The sequence below is a fragment of the Halocatena salina genome, assembly GCF_023115355.1.
Classification (GTDB): domain Archaea; phylum Halobacteriota; class Halobacteria; order Halobacteriales; family Haloarculaceae; genus Halocatena; species Halocatena salina.
Genome location: NZ_CP096019.1, coordinates 1,885,081 through 1,905,016, shown reverse-complemented (window position 1 = coordinate 1,905,016; position 19,936 = coordinate 1,885,081). Strand labels below are relative to the sequence as shown.

Below are 19,936 nucleotides of genomic sequence, written 5' to 3'. Positions count from 1 at the left end.
TCTATAGCACTTCTTCTGAGAGATAATGATGAATGTTTTGTGTTTTCACTTCTGCCGACAGAACTAAGAGGATGGCCCGCACTCGGACAGTTAGTTATCTAGACGGGAACTACGCGACGTTTTCTACCGTTCAACCGACAGGCCACTCGCAACGTCATCGAGCAGGTCGCCCTTGATCTCACCGGCTCGTGTTTGGATGGTAGCGACGACGGGCGGTGCCAACGTCCGGATGGTGTCGAGACGTTCGCGTTCGGTGGCACAGCGTTGACGGAGGAACTGTCCACCTTGTCCCTGTTCGTCATCGTCGGGTTGGGGTGTGAGACGATTGACGATCAGACCCGAAACGGGGAGATCGTGATCGGTGAGATCTTCGATCGTACGCCGTGTTTCGCGAATGGAGAGTTCGTCGGGGGTGAGTACGAGATAGAACGTCGCCGAATCCCGGAGCATCCGCCCGGCGAACTCGAATCGATCCTTTCGCTCTCGAAGCCTGGCGATGATGGGGTCGGTTTCGGCTTTCCGCCTCGCTTCTCGGTCGCCGATCGCCGCCTTCTCGAACAGATCGATGCTCCGGGTTCGCTTCTCGATGAGCCGCTCGATCCACCCATCGAGGGCGTCGGGAAGCGACAGCAGCCGGAGGGTCCCTCCCGTCGGGGCGGTGTCGAAGACGATGCGGTCGTACGCCTCGGCGTCGGCCATCACGTCGATGAACCGGTCGAACAGTGCGGCCTCGTAGGCACCGGGTGTTCGGTGGGCGAGTTCGATCTGTCGATCGATCGCGTTGACCATCGAGGCGCTCACGTGGTCGTCCAACGCCCGTTTGGTTTCCTGTAGATGCTCATCGATCTCCGCTGTGGGATCGATCTCCATCGCAGAGAGATCCTCGTACCCCTCGACAGGAGTGGGCTCGTCACCGAACTCCTGTTCGAACACGTCGCTCGTGCTGTGTGCCGGATCCGTCGACACTACCAGCGTTCTAACGCCCGCCTGACTACACTGTAGGGCGTACGCCGAGGCAACCGTCGTCTTGCCAACCCCGCCTTTTCCCCCGAAGAAAACGAACGATCCCATCAGAAGTGGTACTGTTGGCCCTTTCGTTCGAGCAGCGACTCACGATCCCACAACCGCCGCTCCCATCCCTCGAACTCCCCGGCCAGATACGGCAGGAGTTCTGCGGTGTAGTAAGCGATCGGACTCGGGATTCCGAAGGCGTCCGGAAAACACGCGAGCAAAAACGTGTCCTCGACGTCTTCCGCCTCCTTTTCGATCAGCTCGTACGCCGGATGCTCGATCATCCCGTGGTACAATCCGTGTGCCCACTCCACGAGGTGCTGATAGTATCGCTCGATTCGATCCGCGAGTGTCATGTGCTCACGGTCGCCGACCGGACGGGAAAAGCATGTCGGCGTGGGAAGGCGGAACCATGCATGTTCTATTTTGTATATCTTTCGCCGGCGGAGGATAGCAAGCGCCCTCACTGCGGTTGTCGCCGCTGTAGACGGATCGGATTCACCCTCTTTATCACTGTCGCTATCCGGAATAGAGATATGGCCATCGAAGACCGAGATAACGTCCACGTCATCACACACGCGCTGGCGCGGGACACGCTGTCGACGCTTCGTGACACGAGCACGGCGCAAGTGTCGTTCCGGAAGGGACTCGTCAAACTCGGGCGCGTCTGTGGATACGAGATCATCGACGGTGCGATGGAGACGGAGTACGTTCCGGTGACGACGCCGCTCACGGAGATCACCGGTGAGCGACTCACTGGACTCGACGACGTGGTGATCATCAACGTGCTTCGCGCGGCAACGCCGTTCGTCGAAGGACTGTTGAAGGCGTTTCCGAGCGCGCGACAGGGGATCATCAGCGCCGGGCGCGACGAGCAAGCTGGGATGGACGAGGATGGCACGTTTCCCATCTCCATCGATTACGTGAAGCTACCGGACATCAATCCCGAGGACACCGTGATCGTCGCGGACCCGATGCTCGCAACGGGCAGTACGATGTGTGCCGTTCTCGAAGAGGTGCTTGACAACCAACCCGATCCCGAAAACCTGTTCGTGCTCTCGGCTGTGAGCGCGCCCGATGGCGTGTTGCGCGTCGACGAGGCTGTTCCCACGGCAACGCTTCTCACCGTCGCTCTAGACGACCACCTCGACGAAGACGGCTACATCGTCCCCGGTCTCGGTGACGCCGGTGACCGGGCGTTCGGAACCGATTGACGCTGTCAATACGACCGGTTACCCCTTCGTTTCGGGTGGAAAAGGAACCTCAATGATCAGCATATGATTTTTGGATAGAAAACAGAGCAGCCCGTACGACCGTCGGGAGTTTCCGAAAATGGAGCCACCTCCTTATTCGTCTCGGTTCTCGATCAGTCGATCTTCGCACGGCCGCTCGTTGCGCTTTGGAGCCGATCGCACAAGTCGTCGCTGTCGGCGACTGGCACCCGCACGTCGAACGCAACCTGCTCCTCGTAGGTGGCCTCAAACTCGACGCCGGCGCTTTCGAGCGTTCCGCGTACCGTTCCCGAATCGTCGTAGTCGACGGTGACGAGGAGTTCCTCGTGAGGGACGGTGTCGATGGTGCCTGCCGCGTCGATCGCTTGGGTGGTTACCCGGGAATACGCACGGACAAGTCCACCGACGCCAAGCTCAGTACCGCCGAAATGTCGCGTTACGACCACGGCCGCATTTTCTAGCTCTTGGCCCTGTAGCACATTCAACACCGGCTTTCCAGCCGATCCAGACGGCTCCCCGTCGTCGCTCGAATACTCCCTAAGCAATCGGCGTTCCGTCCCCGTGTGGACGCGGTAGGCCGGGACGTTGTGGGTGGCGTCGGAATGATTCTCTCGGATGGTTTCGACGAACGTTTCGGCGGCGACCTGCCCCGTTACAGGCGATGCGTGGCCGATAAACTCCGAGCCTTGAATAGAAACGACGGCTGTTCCCCGTCCGGCCAACGTGCGATACGCTTTGGTGGTGTCCATGCTGTTACAGTCGCAACAGCTGTGCGTGTCGCGTGCCATCGAAATCGAGCACTGACGCTTCGTCGATGATCCCGTGTTCGATGGCGATCGTCACGGCACGGGTGCCGACGATATTGGCGATCGTCGCCCGCGAGAGCGCCTCGATCACGGCGTCTTCGTCAGCGGTTCGGGCATCATCGGCGTAAAACTCCGCGTCGACCGTGAGCGTCGCTTGCTCGTTTTCAAACGTGTCTCCGACGACGTCGGTGTCACACACCGCAACGAGCAATCCCCGATCCGTTTCGTGCTGTGTGAGTAACATCCTCACTCCATCATCCGACTCTCTGCTTGTTGGCGTATCTCTTCGGCTTGAGCGGCGACTTCTTCGGCCTCCTCGTCCTTTCCAAGCTCTTCAAGCGCCGTGGCCTTCTCTTCGAGGATGTCGGCGTTTCTGAATCCGAGACGAAGTGCGTTGTTGAAACAGTCGACGGCGTCCTCGGCGAGACCACGTTCCGCGAGGAAAAAGCCACGGTTGTACCACGCTTGGCCGAACCGGGGATCGAGTTCGACCGCGCGTTCTGAGTGGGAAAGTGCCTGCTCGGACCGGCCAGATTCCCAGAGCGCGTAGGCGAGATTGGTTTCCGCAGTCGCAGCGTGTTCGCTCTCCTCGTCGATCCGGAGCGCTTCCTGATACGCGCCGATCGCCGCGTCGTACTCCTCCAGTTGCGCGTGGGCAGCCCCCTTGTTCACTCGTGCCTCCTGTTTGAGGCGATCATCATCGGTCAGACGGGCGACGCGCTCGAACGTCTCGGTCGCCTGCTCGTACCGATTGATCTGCGTGTATTCGATGCCGATCTCGATGAGCCGTTCCACGTCGATGTCGTCCTGTGGTAGCTGGCCCACGTCGAGATTGTCTGTGAGCACCCGTGAATCCACGGGATCGACCTGACTCGGATCGATGTCGAACTCGGGTTCGAGATCGAACCCCTCGTAGGGATCGTCAAACCCCTCACCTTCGGAGAATCGGTGGGACGGATCACCGTCGTCAGCCATGCTCGTGGTAGGTAACAAGCACGGTTAAGCGCTGCGCCACGAAAACCGAGTATGCGCCTGTTCATCAGCATCGACCTCGACACGGTCGACGAACTCCAAGCGGCACAAGCCCCGTTCGAGGCTCTCAGTGGGATCCGTACCGTCGATCCCGAGCAGGTCCATTTCACCCTCAAGTTCATCGGTGAGATGGATGAACAGCGGCTCCCGGACCTGCAAACGGCGCTCTCGGAGGCAATCGCTGACGCAGGAGTCCAGCCGTTCGATGTGGCAGTTGGGGGGTATGGGGCGTTTCCGAGTCACGACTACATCAACGTCATATGGGTCGGCGTCCGAGACGGGAACCGCCAGTTCCACCACCTTCACGACGCGATCGAACAGCGGACGGTCGATCTCGGCGTCGAACCAGCCGATCACTCGTTTACGCCACACGCGACGATCGCGCGCATGGATCACGCCGCGGAGAAAACACGCGTCCAAACCGTGCTTAAAGAGCGGGATCCGGACGTTGGATCGACACACGTGTCGGCCGTTGAACTCATAGAAAGCAGACGGACACCTTCGGGACCCCAGTACCGAACCGTACACACCGTCGGGCTGTAGAGCCAAAGGAACAACCATTTAACTACCGCCGCGGAAATACCGATAATATGGGCAAGAAATCGAAGGCCAAGAAAAAGCGGCTAGCGAAGCTAGAGCGCCAAAACACCCGCGTTCCCGCGTGGGTGATGATGAAAACGGACCGCGACGTCATGCAGAACCCGAAACGTCGCAGTTGGCGGCGAGGGAACACCGACGAGTAACCCATGAGTGCGAACGATTTCGAAGAGCGGGTTGTCACAGTACCGCTGCGCGATGTGCTCGCGGAAGCAAAGCACAAACGGGCCGATAAGGCGATGAGCCTCATCCGCGCCCACCTCGCCAAACAGTTCGCCGTCGACGAAAGCGCCATTCGGCTTGATCCGTCGATCAACGAGACGGTGTGGTCTCGTGGGCGCAAGAATCCGCCGCGGAAGCTCCGGGTTCGTGCGGCACGATTCGACGAGGAAGGCGAACAGATCGTCGAGGCCGAAACCGCTTAAGCTGTGCTTCGCGCGACCCTTGCGGGCTCTTCGTACGTCGGGGTGTTTGCTGTCGCCACCGACGACTGTCTTTTCATTCGGCCCAACGTCGAGGACGATCTCCGAACAGCGTTTGCCGAGGAGCTTGGCGTTCCAGCCGTCGAGACCACTATCGGGGGTTCGGGAACCGTCGGCGCGCTCCTAACCGGCAACGAAAACGGACTCCTCGTGAGCAACCGCATCCGTGAAACCGAACTCCAACGCATCCGTTCGGTCGTGGACCGCCCTGTGACGGAGCTACCCGGAACCATCAACGCGGCAGGAAACGTCGTGCTCGCAAACGACAACGGTGCGTACGTCCATCCCGATCTCTCCGATGCGGCGGTTGACACCGTCTCTGATGCCCTCGCCGTGCCTGTCGAGCGTGGTGAGCTTGCGGGGGTTCGGACCGTTGGAACCGCCGCCGTCGTAACGAACGTGGGCGTACTCTGTCACCCCAAGGTAACCGACGGTGAACTCGACTTCCTTGAGGATCTACTCGGCGTGCGGGCCGACATCGGGACGATCAATTACGGTGCGCCATTAGTCGGTTCGGGGTTGATAGCCAACACCAACGGTTACGTCGCTGGGCAGGATTCGACCGGTCCGGAACTCGGCCGAATCGAGGACGCACTTGGCTATATCGACTAGCAACATTCTTCCCCCTTGCAGCCACACGAGTGTATATGAGTGAGTTCACCGTTAGTGGGCGCTTCCAAACACGAGGAGGATACCAACAGTTCGAACGAACGGTCACCGCCGAAAACGAAGACGTTGCGATCGAACACACCTACGCCGATTTCGGCTCCGAGCACGGATTGAAACGCACCCAAGTCGACATCGAGGGGGTTACCCAATGAGTGCTGGCGGTGGAGGACTGCGACAGCTCCAAGAACAGCTTCAGGCCATCGACGAGGAGGTTGCAGCCCTCAAAGAGGATATCGAGGAGCTACAAACCGAGAAAGCCGAGGCGAACGAAGCGATCGACGCGCTCGACCGACTCGAAACCGACGACATCGTGCAGGTACCACTCGGTGGTGACGCGTACGTCCGCGCGGAGATACAGAATGTCGACGAGATCGTCGTGTCGCTTGGGGGAGGATACGCCGCCGAACGCGACCGCGAGGGGGCAGTCGAGAGCCTCGAACACAAAAAGAACGCTCTCGACGATCGCATCAGCTCGATTCAGTCGGAGATCAGCGAGCTTGAGTCGGAAAGCGACGAACTCGAACAGCAGGCCCAGCAGATGCAACAGCAACAGCTCCAACAGATGCAACAGCAGTTCCAACAATCAGACGAATAGGCGATGATGTATGTTCGAGGGACTCAAGGAAACACTCGATCGGTTCAAAGACGATGTGGAAGAACAAGCCGAAAGCGTCGACGCGGAGACCGAAGCTGACACCGATGTCGATACGGTAGAGGAAAAACGGGACCAAGACCAAAAACGAGAAGATCCAGCGCCCCCGGATCGAGACCCGTCTGAGGACCCCGAAACGGTCGAGGAAGACGACCGTGAGGTTTCCGTCGGCTTCGGCAAGCGAGCCAAGGCGTTCGCAACGGGAGGAGTCATCATCCAGCCCGAACATCTCGACGAACCGCTTGAGACCCTCGAACTATCGTTGCTTTCCAGTGACGTGGAGATGGGTGTTGCCGAGGAGATCCTCGCAGGGATCCGTGAGAACCTCGAAGGCACAGTCAGGGCACAGGTACAGTCGACGGATATGGTCCTCGAATCGGCCCTCAAAGAGGCTCTGTTCGACGTGATCAGTGTCGGCCAGTTCGACTTCGATCAGCACGTCGCCGAGACCGACAAGCCGCTCGTCATGGTGTTCACTGGGGTCAACGGCGTCGGAAAGACGACGACCATTGCGAAGCTCGCGCGCTATTTCGAACGACACGGATATTCGGCGGTGCTCGCAAACGGCGACACCTATCGGGCGGGGGCGAACGAACAGCTCCGTGAGCACGCCGACGCGCTCGATAAGAAGTTCATCGCCCACGAACAGGGCGGCGATCCGACGGCCGTCCTCTACGACGCGGTCGAATACGCACGCGCAAACGACGTGGATATCGTCCTCGGGGACACCGCCGGACGGCTCCACACCAGCAACGATCTGATGGCCCAACTCGAAAAGATCGATCGTGTCGTCGATCCAGACATGACTCTGTTCGTAGACGAGGCCGTCGCCGGACAGGACGCCGTCCAACGCGCATCCGAATTCAACGACGCGGCCGAGATCGACGGCGCGATCCTCACCAAAGCGGACGCCGATCCACAAGGCGGTGCGGCGATCTCCATCGCTCACGTCACCGGAAAGCCGATCCTCTTTCTCGGCGTTGGACAGGAGTACGACGATCTCGAACGGTTCGATCCCGAACAGATCACCGATCGCCTCCTCGAAGGCGACGTCGAAGACCGCTGACTGACCGTTTGATTCCTCAGATGAAACGGTTCGGAACGACAAATGACCCCTCTGGAACAGGAGCATGTTGTACTGGCCGAAAATACTATTGATAGGAGCGATAACCAGGCCAGGTAGCCAGTCACCTGTCGTGCCCCGACTTAGCAGGTTCGGCTGGCTACCTTCTAATCGTTATTTCGTATCTGATGAGCATCTGCTCTACTGAATAGGATCGAAATGTTGTTCTTCCGTGGATAGTAATAACACTTCGTGTCATGTCAAGAGAAGATGATGACTTCCTCATGACTTAACGATGAAAAATATATCAAATATATAGTAGAATGGGTAACGAATTCCATTGCGTATGAACACTCAGATAAAGTACAACCACCCATGTATTTCTAGTAGCAAAATGGTAAACGACGATCGAACGGAGATAGCCACTACGGACGAGTTAGAGACGGACGTAGCAACTGATGACGAGAAAGCGATAGCAGGTCCAAACGAGGTGTACTGTATGGACTGTGGGCAGACAATCAAAGAAGCGGCCGAAATATGCCCACACTGCGGTATCAAACAGAACAAACTCGAGACCGGTGATCGCGCTGACAGCGACAGTACCATGACCGCTCGGCGGCAGTACGAACTCGAAAGCATCGCCGGTAAGAGTACGCTCTTGGGAGCGCTCCTCGGTCTGCTTGCCCCCCCAGTGGGGTACGTGTACGTCGGTAAGTGGGGATGGGCACTCGTCAACTTCCTCACCCTCAACTACTTTCTGTTGGGATTCATACTCGTTCCCTTGCACATTTTGAGGATCATTTCGGACGCCAAAGGCGAACTTCGGATTGCTGGCATTGGAAGCTACTGAAGCGATGAGCCCACGATCCAAAGCGAGCGATGAAGTGTTCTGTCGCTCGTGTGGAGAGCCTATCGAACGGACTACTGAGATATGCCACCACTGTGGTGTCCGGAACGCGGCGTGGATGCCATCAGAAACTAGAGAGATAAGAGCACACGATCCCGAACAGCACGACACGATCATCTCGGGAAACTGGTGGTGCGTGATCGTCGTTGGAATGGCGCTTCAGGCGTACACAGGGATGTACGACGCGAACGTGCTGTTCGGGGAAACAGCTGTCTTTGCGGGGTGGGTGCTTCCGCCGATCGGGCTGTTCGTCGACGCTATGTACGTGCGAGCAAACAGCCGGTGGGACCCGAGCATCGGGTGGACCGTTGGGGGATGTCTCCCGTTCGTCGCACTCATCGTCGGGATGTTCTACTTCTACCGGCGGCGGCGGGCGTTGCGCACACTGACCCGACCGATTTCACAGGATCAATGAACGAAAAAGATGCGCCGACCGGGATTTGAACCCGGGCTATGGGCTTGGAAGGCCCATGTCCTACCACTAGACTACCGGCGCATAGCGGTCGTCACTGAGGACATCTATGGGTGAGGGCACGGTCACTGATAAATATGCCCATCCACGACGACGGGCGGTATCGTCACACGTTCAGTCTTCGGCAGCACCGAGGACCGCATAGCAGTTTCCGTTGCTGGTGAACAGTTCCTGTACGTTGCCAGCGCTGTCACGGACGTCTCGTTCGAACTCCTCTGGGTCGTAGATGTGGTAGAACCGATCGACAGTCTCACCGTTGGGGAGCGTCCAATCGACCGTCGTATCGAAGCCCATGGTCGCCTCGAACGTGGGATGGGTGGTGCTCCAGACGCTCACCAGCGCTCGTCCCGACGGCGTGAGCACGCGGGCGAGTTCGTCGAGGCTCCGGAGCCGCAGGGTGCGCGTCGGAAGGTGGTGGAGCGCCGCGATGTACACCGCGAGATCGACGCTCCCCGAACGAAGCGGAAGGTCGGCAGCGTCGGTTTGTATCAGCTCGATGGTTCGGTCACCAGTTCGGTTTCGAGCCGTCTCGAGGATCGATCGACTCAGATCAGCACAGACAACGGTATCGACATGTGGGACCAGTAGCTCGGCGTGTCGGCCGTTGCCACAACCGAGATCGAGCGCGAGCGAGCCAGCGGATCTCTCGGTCTCCGTCTCGATGAACCGCTCGACGTCGGACCACGCGTGGGCACGGGTCTGGGCGAAATGCTCCGCAATACGGTCGTACGTTCGGCGTACCTCCCGACGGCTCATGCACGCAGGTACGGAATTTCGAGGCAAAAGCCCACGGCTTTACTGGGGCTGGTGTGATCGTGGGAACCCGACAGGCTCACGCTGGCACCGCCGGTAGTCCACTCATGGCCGAGTTTCCCGACTCCGACCAGCAGAACCGGCTCGCAGAGACGTGTACGCGGTGCTCGGCGCTGACCGCATCGCGCGAACGTATCTCGTGGGGCGTCGGTCCACGAGACGCTGATCTCGTGGTGATCGGCGAAGCACCGGGCGCAGGAACACCGGAGGCCGACCGCTGGAAAGGCGGTAATTGGACTGGAATGGCGTACACAGCCCGCCATTCCGGGCGAAAGATCCGCGAGATGATGACCGCAATCGGCTATGCTGACGCGTATTATACGAACGCCGTCAAATGTTTTCCAAGCGACGGGGCGGGATCGAACCGCGAACCGACCGCCGAGGAACGCGCGAACTGTCGGCCGTATCTCCGCCAAGAGATCGAACAGATCGCCCCAAGCTGTGTCATTGCAACCGGAAAACACGCGACACAGTCGTTGCTTGCCGTGGAAGGACGAACGATCGATGGCTTTCTCGACTCGGTTCTCGAACCGATCGGCTGTCCGACACTGGGTCGGCCTGTGCTCCCGCTACTCCATCCGTCTTATCAGTCCGTGTGGCTCTCGCGGCTCGGATACACCCACGAGTCGTATCTCGACGCCGTTCGGGAGGCGATCGAATCGATCACAGAACGGTGAACCGAACGATCAGACGAGGAGATCACCTCCATCGACGCGGATCACGGTGCCCGTCGTGTGAGGATTCAGTACAGCGAACAGGACCGCGTCGGCGACGTCTTCGGGTTCTCCGATTCGATGGGCAGGAAGCGCGCGGGCCACGGTTTGGCGAGTATCGTCGGCGAGACCGATCGTATCGACCCGACCGGGGCTAACAGCGTTGACACGGACTGGACCGGTTTCGACGGCGAGATACTTCATCAGCGTTTCGAGCGCCGCGTTCGCGATGCCGGCGGCGGAAAACTGTACTGCCGGTCGTTGTGCCGTGGTCCCGGTGACGAACGTCACGGAGCCGTCATCGCCGAGCTGTTCTACCCCGTGTTTGGCGGCGTAGTACGACCGCCAAAACACCGAGTCGAGCATCGCACGGAACGTTTCGGTGTCGGTCTCCGTGACACCGCCTGTGGGTCTGACGCTACCAGCACACACGAGGTGATCGAATTGGGTTGTACCGAGAAACGTTTCGACCGCCGCCTCGTTCGTGCTTTCGAGTTCTCGTTCGTCGATCCGTGCGCGGTCCAGTGGAGCCGATTCCGGTTCGGTGTCTGCCTCCTGTGAGGACGTCCCCCTGAGTGGGTCGTCTGGACGGCCCGTAATGAGCGCCTCACCCCCCTGATCAGCGATGGCTCGCGCCGTTGCGAGACCGACGCTCGAGTAGCCATCGATGACAACGACACGTTCATTCGTCAATGTGGTCCCGGCTGCGGCGTGCATACGACTGTCTATCGTGGAGAAGGATACTGATTATTCGGGTAGGATTCAGCGGATTCCCATCTTTCGAGGGTATTTCACTCCGGTCGAAACGAGCAGCATCGAAGATCACTCTCGCACCATATATTATACAGTAATTAGAAGAATTTTTAATGGTTTCGGGAGATATAAACACATGGTTCGGTCCCGAACGCCATCCGACACTCAAACGACAGCATCCGTGATTCTGCTAGGGGTCGTTCCGGCTTTGATCGATCGAATAGATCCTCCGATTGGGATCTCAAAAGCGGAACAGCTGTTGTGTTCGAGTGGGTTCAACATCGGCTCGCTCGTGGTGCTCGGGTTGGGCATGATCTCGGCGTACTTCCTGTTGAAAGCTGTCGTTCGAGCGGTCAACCGACAGATACGGGGAGGGTTGTATTCGCTCGTCGCTGCGGTCCTCCCGCTCTGTGTTCCAACGTTTTTGACCGCGCTCGGCGTCGATACCACGTGTCTGTTACCGTGGTGAACGATCGTGGAATCGGGAATCGAACCCCTGAACGGCTACTGTTGTTCCGTGTGACAGACCAGTACCGGGCGGGTGGTACTGAGAATAACCCCTTGTGTGACGCTGCCGAAGACTGCTTTTCCGGTGGGTGTTCGTTTCCGTCCCGCGATACAGATTCGCTTTGCGTCGATTTCCTCTGCCGTTTCGAGGATCACCGTCGTCGGGTCTCCCTCGATGCGCGTGAGATCGGTCTCGATGCCGGCGTCCTCAAGGATGTTTTGGGCCAGCGTGATGGCAGACATCTCTTCGAGCGGCGTCGGGTCCTCGTCGGTGGTTACGTGGAGGAGCGTTGCGTGGATGTCCGTGGCGTTCGTCGGTTGGTCGACGACGGTCTCTGCCTGAGTTCGTGCGCGCGATTCGTTCCCATCGACTGTGAGTAAATATTCGTACATACGTACTCTCGGGGTACGCGCGCTCATTAAGGTGAGGACCGGCGGAAGCTGGTTGCGGGAAACATACTTGAGGTGGGCAGGAGATGGACAGCTATGAGCGATGACTGTATCTTTTGTTCCATTGTAGCCGGTGAACTTCCCAGCCACACCGTGTACGAGACCGAAGAAACGCTCGCGTTCCTAGATGCGAACCCGCTGGCTCCCGGTCACGTGCTCGTGATTCCCAAAGCACACCACGAGCGGTTGGACGAACTCCCCGAGGAACTGGCAAGTACAGTACTCGAAACGCTGTATCAGCTGGTGTCGCCGGTCGAAACGGCGGTCGAGGCGGATGGGACGACCGTCGCGTTCAACAACGGATCGGCCGCGGGCCAGGAGGTACCACACGTCCACGGTCACATCATCCCTCGCTTCGAATCGGATGACGGAGGGCCGATTCACGCGGTCGCCGGCTCGCCACCGAACCTGAGTGACGACGAACTCGAAACGATCGCGGATACCATCGCAGACCGAACGTAACCAGCGAGGTGACAGACGAAACAGCGATGTGACGGATAATCCCCTGTATGCGTATGTATAATGTGATAAATGATATTGTACGACACGACGCAGTTTTAACTGCGCTCACTCCGCTGACGAAGGATGGGAGAGACGAGATGTTCCAGGTGAGCGCGAGAGGGACACTGATGGTTTCAGACAATACCCGGAACGAAATCGAGCAGTACCTCGGTCAGGTACCGAGCTGGATGAGGGCGCTCGCAGAGCCCGCTAGCGATCACAGTTGGGGTGTCGTTCGTGATCTGGAGTTTGGAGATACGGAGCTCACCCAGCGCGAGAAAGAACTCGTCGGACTCGGAGCAGCGACCGCGATGAACTGCCCGTACTGCATCCACTTCCATACAGAAGGAGCGAAGATGGAAGACGTCACAGAAGAAGAGCTAAGAGAAGCGACGAACGTCGCTGCCAACGTACAGTATTTCTCGTCGATACTCCACGGGGCGGAAGTCGACTACGAGGAATTCGTCGACGAAACGACGGAGATCGTCGATCACATCGAAACTCAGCGAACAGCAGTAGGCGACGACTGAAGACGCGTTTCGATCCGAATGGACTGGTGGGCGATGCTGGTCGCACCGAATGAATTGCTGTTGCTCATCTCTCTTTTCCCATCCGCTCAGACAACAGCTTTTGGTCGGACCATCGCCAGTGATCGGACATGGTCGGGAAAGTTCCACCCGAGACGTTAGAACAGTTGGTGTTCACGCGGCTCGGAGGCTCGGATCCGGCGGTGGTGCAGGGGCCAGCGTACGGTGAGGACACCGCGGCGCTTCGCGTGGATAAGGCGGGAGATGAGGAGCTGCTGGTCGTCAACTCGGATCCGATCTCGCTGGCCATCGATCGCGTCGGAACCCTTGGGGTGACGGTCGCGTGCAACGACATCGCTGCTTCGGGAGGGACACCGCGGTGGCTGACGAACGTGTGTATTCTTCCCGACGACGGCGACCGGGAGCTGGATCGGATCACCCGCCAGATCGACGACGCCGCGGCGACGATGGGTGTACAGGTGATCGGTGGCCATGCGGAGTACTCCACGGAGCTGTCCCGGCCATTACTGTCGATGACGTGTCTCGGGACGACGGATCGCTACGTCTCCTCCTCGGGAGCCAGTGCTGGGGACGTGATCCTCATGGCCGGGAGCGCTGGCATCGAGGGCACTGCCATCCTCGCCTCGGATTTCCGCGAGGAACTCGATGGGCAGGTCGAGAACGACGTGCTCACCGCTGCGACGGCGTACTACGACGAGCTGTCCGTTTTAGAGAGCGCATCGGCACTGGCTTCCTACGCGACGGCCATGCACGACCCGACCGAAGGTGGCGTGCTCACCGGACTCATCGAGATGGCTACCTCCTCATCGGCCACGTTCGCGGTCGAGCGATCGACGATCCCCGTTCGCTCGGAGACCGAAGCGCTCTGTGACGCGTTAGGCGTCGATCCGCTCCGTATCTTCGGCTCGGGGGCGCTGTTGGCGACGGTTCCCGGTTCAGAACGGGACGCAGCGCTCGAAGCACTGGAAGCGAGCGACGTTACAGGCGCCGTCATCGGTCGCGTCGACGCCCCGGAGGAGCCGGGGGTCGTCCTCGACGGCGAACCGATCGCCACGCCCGTTGAAGACGATCTGTACGAACTCTGGGAGTGAGTTACAATACGTCCATCTCTCCGAGTCGCGTCGGAAGGTAGGTTTCAGTAACGAAATCGAGTCCGCGAGAGGCCAATGCCTGCTGTTCGGCCTTCTTGTTGATGTCGAGTTGGCGCTCGATCTGCTCGACCCAGTACTCGGATTGGAAGCGTGGATCTTCGAGTTCGTTTTCCAGCGCGTTCACGTCCGAATCCGACAGCGGATCCGTCGGAAGATCGTACTCGACGATGTCGGTGGGTTGAATGCCGATGAACCGCGCGTTGGGGGTCGCCAGATACTCTGAGAGATGGGCGCTTTTGATACTCCCGTACGCGACGGAGGCAAAGATGCGATACGACCACGGGTCGCCGTCAGTGAACACCACCACCGGGAGATCCAACTCGTCGTGGAGGCGACGGGTGATTCGGCGCGTTGCCCGGGCTGGCTGACCCTTGAGATGAACGATGATCGTGTTGTGCTCCTCGTCGAACCCGTTTTCGACGAGTCGATCGCGCATCCCACCAGTCTCGACGCAGAGGATGAAATCCGCGTCGTTGTCGAGAAACTCGATCGTGTCAGGATTGTTGGGGATCTGATATCCGCCTTCGCCGACGTCCTCCTGACAGTGGATGTCGCGCTCACCGCGGCGGGTCTGCTCGCGGAGATGAAGCGGTCCCATCAGCGTCGCGCCCGACTCCTCCGGGCGCATGTGGAAATCCTCTCGAGTGACATCAGAGACGATCTCGAGATCCTCGATGAGCTGATTGGACTCGTCTTGACTGGAAAACTGTGCCGTCTCGTGGTCCCAGGACTCGCTTAGGTAGTACAACTCACGAAGGGTCGACGATCGGTCCTCGTCCAGCTGTTGGGCGAGGAAATCGATGACGTAGATCGCTTTGAGGAGCTTTTTCGCGCCCGTAACCGTGTTGGCCGAACGCGTGGAATGTCGGTCACCGTACACCCACACGTCCTTGTCGTCATCGTACTCGATGTTCGATTTCGTACGGGTTGGAATCTGCATCGAGGGGACCTCTCCCCCGGCAAACTGATCGTAAAACTCCGCCGCGAGATCGAGAAGGCGATCGCGGGCGTCGGCATCTATTTCGGTGTTGGTGCTCATAGTCGTTAGGCGTTGATGGAGAGCTTTTCAGGTTCGATTCCTTCGACAGAGATGTCGAACGATGCGTTTCCGTTCACGTCGTACTCGATGGCGGCTTGTTCACCACTTCGGACGCTGGGATCCCATTTGACGAACCACTCGCCATCCATCTCGACGACTGTCGCGTTCTCGATATCGCCGGGATCGACGCTCACGATGTCCGTCAACGCCAATTCAGCGACGCTATCGGAGTGGTTCGTGACGACGAGTCGAACGCCGTCGTTTTCGACCGTCCGCTCGACGAGGACGTTGTTCATGATGCGGGCGAGTGAATCCTCAATGGCGAGTGATTCGCGTTCGGTCATATCAGCGAGTTTGTCGGCCATCGTCGGCAAGATGTCGGCGATCACGTTCCGTTTGCGCTGGCGCTGTTCGAGCGTTCGGCGCTTTTTGAGATACCGCTTGAGTTCCCGTGCCGCCGATCGGAGCGCCAGTTCGATCTCGCGTTCGATCTCTGGAACGTTCGCGATGGCGTCTTTGGATTCGCTGGTAAACGGGACGTTCGTGGAAGCGACGTGTATCATCACCACAGCCGGGCCGTTCGGTGTTCCGCTACCGCCGGGCTGGTCCAACTCGTAGTTGCGCCAGTTGATGTCCTGAATCACATCCGAGGTGGCACACGCGCCCCGTTGGTAGACGAGCGGAACCCGATTGGCGAACCGGAGTACATCGATTCGGCCCTCGCTTTTGATCTCGCCGCCGTACGCGATTCCAGCTTCCACGATGAACGGATCTCCACCGTGGACTTCCGCGTCGCGCGTCGTCGAGGCGTAGAAATCCGCGTTGAACTCCTTTCGGAGTCCTTCCTCAACCAGCGTCTCGGTGATCGGAGCGAGACAGTCCGTCGGCGGGGCGAGAATATCGGTTTCGCGCATCGCTTCGAGCAGTGAACTCGCGGTGTCGCGGTCGCTTGCGACTGCCCGCACTTCGGGGGGATCGTCGGGGATGCTCCGACAAACCGACCAGATACCGGAAACCACGTTCTCCTGTGCAGTCTCGCCGAACGCCGTTCCGTCGTGGGTTTCGGTCTGTTCTGCTGCACGAGCGACGAACGACGCCACCGTCTCTTTTCGTAGTCGGTGGCGCTCTACATCCTCGAACTTCACGGCGATGCGCCGGGCCATCCCTTCTATCGTCTCCGTGTCTTTTCGGCTCGTGGTCGTTTCGTCCACGATCCGGTAGAGATCCGATTCGATATCGTCGGTCAACACGGACCACACTGCCCCAACGGTGGTTTTCCGTGCAGCCGTGCCGAACGTCGCACCGGATTCGGATTTGACGTGTTCGGCTGCGTTCGCCACGATGTCGACGAGTTCGTGATGTGCAATCCGGTCGCGTTCAGTGATCGCCGTTCCGACGCGCTGGGCGAACGCGGCTGTCGCTTCGTCGCTTTTGTTCGTCACCGCGTCGGTGACTGCCGTCTCGATCGCCGACCGCTCCGGTGATCGCCACGACAGCTCTCGTCCGAAATGACGATCGACGAACGCGGTGATGATCGAGTCTGCGGTCTTCTGTCCCACACGAGTGAACTCGTCTTGCAAAAATCCGGAGATAGAGTACGAATCTGTCTCGTCCAGTAGTTTGATGAGCGAACCAAGTTCGATACCGTGGGGGTGGGGACGGATCTCCTCGGTTTCTGCGGGCAGCTGGTCGGTCACACGTTCGAACTTCAGCCGCTCGCGTGGCTCCTCGAACTCGATGCGAGCGTGGGGATTGACCACTGCCGTGTGTTTGATGTAATCGTGGAGCTGCTGGCGGGCGCGCATGTTGGCTTCCATCTCCAGTTCAATGCGCGTCCCATGGGGTCGATCCCACGTCGTCGTCGTATCGACGGAGATCTCCGGCTCGTTCGTGTCCGTATCGATGATCAACTCGAAATACTGAGCCGCCGAATCCCCTTCCGTTCGGGAGGTGACCATCGCCGGTTTGCCGCTCGTGAGCTGGGAGTACAACACAGCTGCGGAGATCCCGATTCCCTGCTGTCCTCGCTTCTGTTCCCGAACGTGAAACCGCGATCCGTACAGCAGTTTCCCGAACACTTTCGGAAGCTGTTCTTTCGTGATTCCCGGACCGTTGTCCTCAACGATGACCCGATAGTAATCACCTTCCTCCCTGATTCCCACGTAGATATCGGGGAGAATTCCTGCCTCTTCGGTTGCATCGAGCGCGTTATCTACTGCCTCCTTGACAGCCGTGACCAATCCTCTGGCCCCGCTGTCGAATCCGAGCATATGCTTATTCTTCTCGAAGAACTCGGCGATCGAGATGGAGCGCTGGCTCTCCGCCAACTCCTCGGCGACGTTAGTGCGCCCCCCGAGCTCCGATTGATACGATGTCATGCTAGCCGGGCGTACTGCATCAGGGGTTAAAACAGCCGCGACACCAGAGTGAAAGTGAAAATGGCAGGGAGAGACAGCTTGCTATCCGGTCACGCACCACAGAGCGTGAAGATAGGTAGTTAGAGAAAAACCGAATCAGAATGTCTGATTCGATTTATCAGTATTCGGTAGTCCTCGCGCGCGTGCGAGGGTTTTATAGGCAAAACGGTGTTAGCTGGAGTAAGTAGTTTATGTCGAAGAACTCTGAATACGGGGCCGTCGATATCCAAGTTCTCGAAGGGCTTGAAGCCGTTCGAAAGCGGCCCGCAATGTACATCGGGTCGACCGACTCGCGCGGATTACACCATCTCGTTCACGAAGTCGTCGACAACGCGATCGACGAGGCGCTCGCGGGGTACTGCGATTCGATCGAGGTGACAGTTCACGACGACAACTCCGTTACGGTCGCCGACGACGGGCGAGGGATCCCCGTGGACGAGCACCCTGAATACGAGCGGCCGGCGCTCGAAGTGATCATGACGGTGCTCCATGCAGGAGGGAAGTTCGACAGCAAGTCCTACCAGGTTTCTGGAGGACTCCACGGCGTCGGAGTCAGCGTCGTCAACGCGCTTTCGAAACGTCTCGAAGTCGAGGTCAAACGCGATGGCGGCGTATGGACGCACGCGTTCGACCGGGGAGAACCGGACATCGAGGCCTTCGAACGGGTCCGTGATCTCGATCCTGACGAAGATACGGGAACGCGGATTCGATTTTGGCCCGACGAAGAGATATTCGAAACGGTCACGTTCTCTTATTCGAAGCTCGAAAACCGGTTGCGTGAACTGGCGTTTCTCAACTCCGGTGTCGAAATCACGATCCGAAGCGAACCGGAAGACCGTGAAGCGACGTTCACCTACGAGGGCGGGATCCGCGAGTTCGTCGCGTACCTCAACGAAACCCGATCGGTGTTGCACGACGACATCATCTACTTCACGACCGAAAAACAGGATGTCCACGCCGAGGTGGCGATACAAGCGACCGACGACGTTCAAGGGTCGATTCACGCCTTTGCGAACAATATCAACACGCGAGACGGCGGAACACACCTCACCGGGTTCAAAACGGCGCTCACGCGGGTCGTAAACGAGTACGCCAGTAGTAACGGCTTTCTCGACGACATCGACGGTAATCTCAAAGGCGAAGACATCCGGGAGGGACTGACGGCTGTCATTTCAGTCAAACACCCAGATCCGCAGTTCGAGGGCCAAACCAAGACGAAGCTCGGAAACAGCGAAGTGCGGGGCATCTTAGAAAGCGCCGTTCACCAGCAGTTCGGAACGTATCTCGAAGAACATCCGGACACGGCCGCCAGTATCGTGGACAAGGCCGTCGAGGCGGCCAAAGCCCGTATCGCTGCAAAAAAGGCAGAGGAGCTTACCCGCCGGAAGAGCGCGCTAGCAACCACGTCACTCCCCGGAAAGCTCGCGGACTGCCAGACACAGGACCCATCGGAAGCGGAACTGTTCGTCGTGGAAGGCGACAGTGCTGGTGGGAGCGCCAAACAGGCGAGAGATCCGGAGCGTCAGGCCATTCTTCCGTTGTTCGGAAAGATCCTCAACGCCGAGAAACGACGGCTCGATCGGGTGCTCGAAAACGAGAAGATCCGAAGTCTCATCACCGCTATCGGAACCGGCATCGGAGAGGAGTTCGATTTGGACGGCATACGATACGGCAAGATAGTGATAATGACGGATGCGGACGTCGACGGTGCCCACATTCGGACGTTGTATCTGACGTTCCTCTACCGGCACATGCGGCCGCTGATCGAGGAGGGACACGTCTATGCGGCACAGCCACCGTTGTATCGGATTCGGAACAATGGTGAAACGCACGACGCGATGACTGAAGCCGAGCGTGAACAGATCGTTGCTGATGTGTGTGGGGGATCTCCGGATCAGGTCCAGCGGTTCAAGGGACTGGGTGAGATGAATCCCGAACAGCTGTGGGAGACGACTATGAACCCCGAAAACCGGATTTTAAAACGGATCACGGTGGACGATGCGGCCGCAGCCGATCGGATGTTCTCGGTGTTGATGGGAGAAGCGGTAGAGCCACGTAAGCAGTTCATCAAGGAGCATTCGACCGAAGCTGAATGGGTCGATATCTGATCGGTCAATCGGA

The 19,936-nt window shown here is 58.8% G+C and carries 26 protein-coding genes and 1 tRNA gene; 16 read left to right on the top strand and 11 right to left on the bottom strand.

Annotated features, from left to right (window positions below):
- Positions 1–123: 123 nt before the first annotated feature.
- Both MW046_RS09735 and MW046_RS09730 read right to left on the bottom strand, forming a co-directional pair.
- Positions 124–1,071 (bottom strand): ArsA family ATPase, encoded by a 948-nt coding sequence (locus MW046_RS09735; RefSeq protein ID WP_247992912.1) that lies wholly within the window; start codon positions 1,069–1,071, stop codon positions 124–126.
- Complete coding sequence (locus tag MW046_RS09730) at positions 1,071–1,367, bottom strand: DUF7990 family protein (RefSeq protein WP_247992911.1); 297 nt, start codon at positions 1,365–1,367, stop codon at positions 1,071–1,073. Before MW046_RS09730 ends, MW046_RS09735 begins: the two co-directional genes overlap by 1 nt.
- Positions 1,368–1,547: 180 nt before the next feature.
- Between MW046_RS09730 and upp the strand changes: the two genes are divergently transcribed.
- Positions 1,548–2,225, top strand: coding sequence for a uracil phosphoribosyltransferase (gene upp / locus MW046_RS09725; protein WP_247992910.1), 678 nt, complete (start codon positions 1,548–1,550; stop codon positions 2,223–2,225).
- A 152-nt stretch (positions 2,226–2,377) separates the two neighbouring features.
- On the opposite strand, the gene MW046_RS09720 is transcribed toward upp, so the two are convergent.
- The 3 genes from MW046_RS09720 to MW046_RS09710 are packed head-to-tail and all read right to left on the bottom strand — an operon-like array spanning position 2,378 to position 4,024.
- Entirely contained in the window at positions 2,378–3,031 is a 654-nt protein-coding gene (locus MW046_RS09720; protein ID WP_247992909.1) for an IMPACT family protein, read from the bottom strand.
- On the bottom strand, positions 2,997–3,293 hold the full coding sequence (locus MW046_RS09715; protein ID WP_247992908.1) for a DUF424 domain-containing protein: 297 nt from the start codon (positions 3,291–3,293) through the stop codon (positions 2,997–2,999). Before MW046_RS09715 ends, MW046_RS09720 begins: the two co-directional genes overlap by 35 nt.
- Positions 3,294–3,295: 2 nt before the next feature.
- A complete protein-coding gene (locus MW046_RS09710) occupies positions 3,296–4,024 on the bottom strand; it encodes a tetratricopeptide repeat protein (protein WP_247992907.1) in 729 nt (242 codons plus the stop codon).
- Positions 4,025–4,075: 51 nt separating this feature from the next.
- Between MW046_RS09710 and thpR the strand changes: the two genes are divergently transcribed.
- The 9 genes from thpR (at position 4,076) to MW046_RS09665 (ending at position 8,866) form a co-directional block, all read left to right on the top strand.
- Complete coding sequence (gene thpR, locus MW046_RS09705; protein ID WP_247992906.1) at positions 4,076–4,624, top strand: RNA 2',3'-cyclic phosphodiesterase; 549 nt, start codon at positions 4,076–4,078, stop codon at positions 4,622–4,624.
- Positions 4,625–4,671: 47 nt separating this feature from the next.
- Positions 4,672–4,824, top strand: a complete 153-nt coding sequence (locus MW046_RS09700; RefSeq protein ID WP_247992905.1) for a 50S ribosomal protein L39e — start codon at positions 4,672–4,674, stop codon at positions 4,822–4,824.
- Between the two features lie 3 nt (positions 4,825–4,827).
- Positions 4,828–5,103: a 50S ribosomal protein L31e gene (locus tag MW046_RS09695; RefSeq protein ID WP_247992904.1), complete on the top strand. Its 276-nt coding sequence runs from the start codon at positions 4,828–4,830 to the stop codon at positions 5,101–5,103.
- A gap of 3 nt (positions 5,104–5,106) precedes the next feature.
- A complete protein-coding gene (locus MW046_RS09690; RefSeq protein WP_247992903.1) occupies positions 5,107–5,772 on the top strand; it encodes a translation initiation factor IF-6 in 666 nt (221 codons plus the stop codon).
- A gap of 35 nt (positions 5,773–5,807) precedes the next feature.
- The gene (gene rpl18a, locus MW046_RS09685) at positions 5,808–5,981 is read left to right on the top strand and encodes a 50S ribosomal protein L18Ae (protein WP_247992902.1); all 174 of its coding nucleotides are present in this window, start codon (positions 5,808–5,810) and stop codon (positions 5,979–5,981) included.
- Positions 5,978–6,424, top strand: coding sequence for a prefoldin subunit alpha (gene pfdA, locus MW046_RS09680; protein WP_247992901.1), 447 nt, complete (start codon positions 5,978–5,980; stop codon positions 6,422–6,424). The genes rpl18a and pfdA overlap by 4 nt, the downstream gene beginning before the upstream one ends.
- Before the next feature lie 10 nt (positions 6,425–6,434).
- The gene (ftsY, locus tag MW046_RS09675) at positions 6,435–7,547 is read left to right on the top strand and encodes a signal recognition particle-docking protein FtsY (protein ID WP_247992900.1); all 1,113 of its coding nucleotides are present in this window, start codon (positions 6,435–6,437) and stop codon (positions 7,545–7,547) included.
- Between the two features lie 391 nt (positions 7,548–7,938).
- Positions 7,939–8,394 carry a zinc ribbon domain-containing protein gene (locus MW046_RS09670; protein WP_247992899.1) on the top strand — a complete coding sequence of 152 codons (456 nt, stop codon included), beginning with the start codon at positions 7,939–7,941 and terminating at the stop codon, positions 8,392–8,394.
- Positions 8,395–8,398: 4 nt separating this feature from the next.
- Complete coding sequence (locus MW046_RS09665) at positions 8,399–8,866, top strand: hypothetical protein (protein ID WP_247992898.1); 468 nt, start codon at positions 8,399–8,401, stop codon at positions 8,864–8,866.
- Positions 8,867–8,876: 10 nt separating this feature from the next.
- Here MW046_RS09665 and MW046_RS09660 read toward each other — a convergent pair.
- Both MW046_RS09660 and MW046_RS09655 read right to left on the bottom strand, forming a co-directional pair.
- Positions 8,877–8,947: transfer RNA gene (locus MW046_RS09660), tRNA-Gly, on the bottom strand.
- A gap of 90 nt (positions 8,948–9,037) precedes the next feature.
- Positions 9,038–9,679: a class I SAM-dependent methyltransferase gene (locus tag MW046_RS09655; protein ID WP_247992897.1), complete on the bottom strand. Its 642-nt coding sequence runs from the start codon at positions 9,677–9,679 to the stop codon at positions 9,038–9,040.
- Between the two features lie 104 nt (positions 9,680–9,783).
- Here MW046_RS09655 and MW046_RS09650 point away from each other — a divergent pair, with 104 nt between their 5' ends.
- Positions 9,784–10,413 (top strand): uracil-DNA glycosylase, encoded by a 630-nt coding sequence (locus tag MW046_RS09650; RefSeq protein WP_247994763.1) that lies wholly within the window; start codon positions 9,784–9,786, stop codon positions 10,411–10,413.
- 9 nt (positions 10,414–10,422) lie between these two features.
- On the opposite strand, the gene MW046_RS09645 is transcribed toward MW046_RS09650, so the two are convergent.
- Entirely contained in the window at positions 10,423–11,166 is a 744-nt protein-coding gene (locus tag MW046_RS09645; protein WP_247992896.1) for an SDR family oxidoreductase, read from the bottom strand.
- A 172-nt stretch (positions 11,167–11,338) separates the two neighbouring features.
- Here MW046_RS09645 and MW046_RS09640 point away from each other — a divergent pair, with 172 nt between their 5' ends.
- Positions 11,339–11,671: a hypothetical protein gene (locus tag MW046_RS09640; protein ID WP_247992895.1), complete on the top strand. Its 333-nt coding sequence runs from the start codon at positions 11,339–11,341 to the stop codon at positions 11,669–11,671.
- 35 nt (positions 11,672–11,706) lie between these two features.
- On the opposite strand, the gene MW046_RS09635 is transcribed toward MW046_RS09640, so the two are convergent.
- Positions 11,707–12,102 (bottom strand): universal stress protein, encoded by a 396-nt coding sequence (locus tag MW046_RS09635; protein ID WP_247992894.1) that lies wholly within the window; start codon positions 12,100–12,102, stop codon positions 11,707–11,709.
- A gap of 72 nt (positions 12,103–12,174) precedes the next feature.
- Here MW046_RS09635 and MW046_RS09630 point away from each other — a divergent pair, with 72 nt between their 5' ends.
- The 3 genes from MW046_RS09630 (at position 12,175) to MW046_RS09620 (ending at position 14,299) form a co-directional block, all read left to right on the top strand.
- Positions 12,175–12,621 (top strand): HIT family protein, encoded by a 447-nt coding sequence (locus MW046_RS09630; protein ID WP_282190206.1) that lies wholly within the window; start codon positions 12,175–12,177, stop codon positions 12,619–12,621.
- A 167-nt stretch (positions 12,622–12,788) separates the two neighbouring features.
- Positions 12,789–13,190, top strand: a complete 402-nt coding sequence (locus MW046_RS09625) for a carboxymuconolactone decarboxylase family protein (RefSeq protein ID WP_247992892.1) — start codon at positions 12,789–12,791, stop codon at positions 13,188–13,190.
- 128 nt (positions 13,191–13,318) lie between these two features.
- Positions 13,319–14,299 (top strand): AIR synthase family protein, encoded by a 981-nt coding sequence (locus MW046_RS09620; RefSeq protein WP_247992891.1) that lies wholly within the window; start codon positions 13,319–13,321, stop codon positions 14,297–14,299.
- Between the two features lies 1 nt (position 14,300).
- On the opposite strand, the gene MW046_RS09615 is transcribed toward MW046_RS09620, so the two are convergent.
- Both MW046_RS09615 and MW046_RS09610 read right to left on the bottom strand, forming a co-directional pair.
- On the bottom strand, positions 14,301–15,398 hold the full coding sequence (locus MW046_RS09615) for a DNA topoisomerase IV subunit A (RefSeq protein ID WP_247992890.1): 1,098 nt from the start codon (positions 15,396–15,398) through the stop codon (positions 14,301–14,303).
- 5 nt (positions 15,399–15,403) lie between these two features.
- Entirely contained in the window at positions 15,404–17,776 is a 2,373-nt protein-coding gene (locus MW046_RS09610; protein ID WP_247992889.1) for a DNA topoisomerase VI subunit B, read from the bottom strand.
- A gap of 230 nt (positions 17,777–18,006) precedes the next feature.
- Between MW046_RS09610 and gyrB the strand changes: the two genes are divergently transcribed.
- Entirely contained in the window at positions 18,007–19,923 is a 1,917-nt protein-coding gene (gene gyrB / locus MW046_RS09605; protein WP_247992888.1) for a DNA topoisomerase (ATP-hydrolyzing) subunit B, read from the top strand.
- Positions 19,924–19,936: the final 13 nt, after the last annotated feature.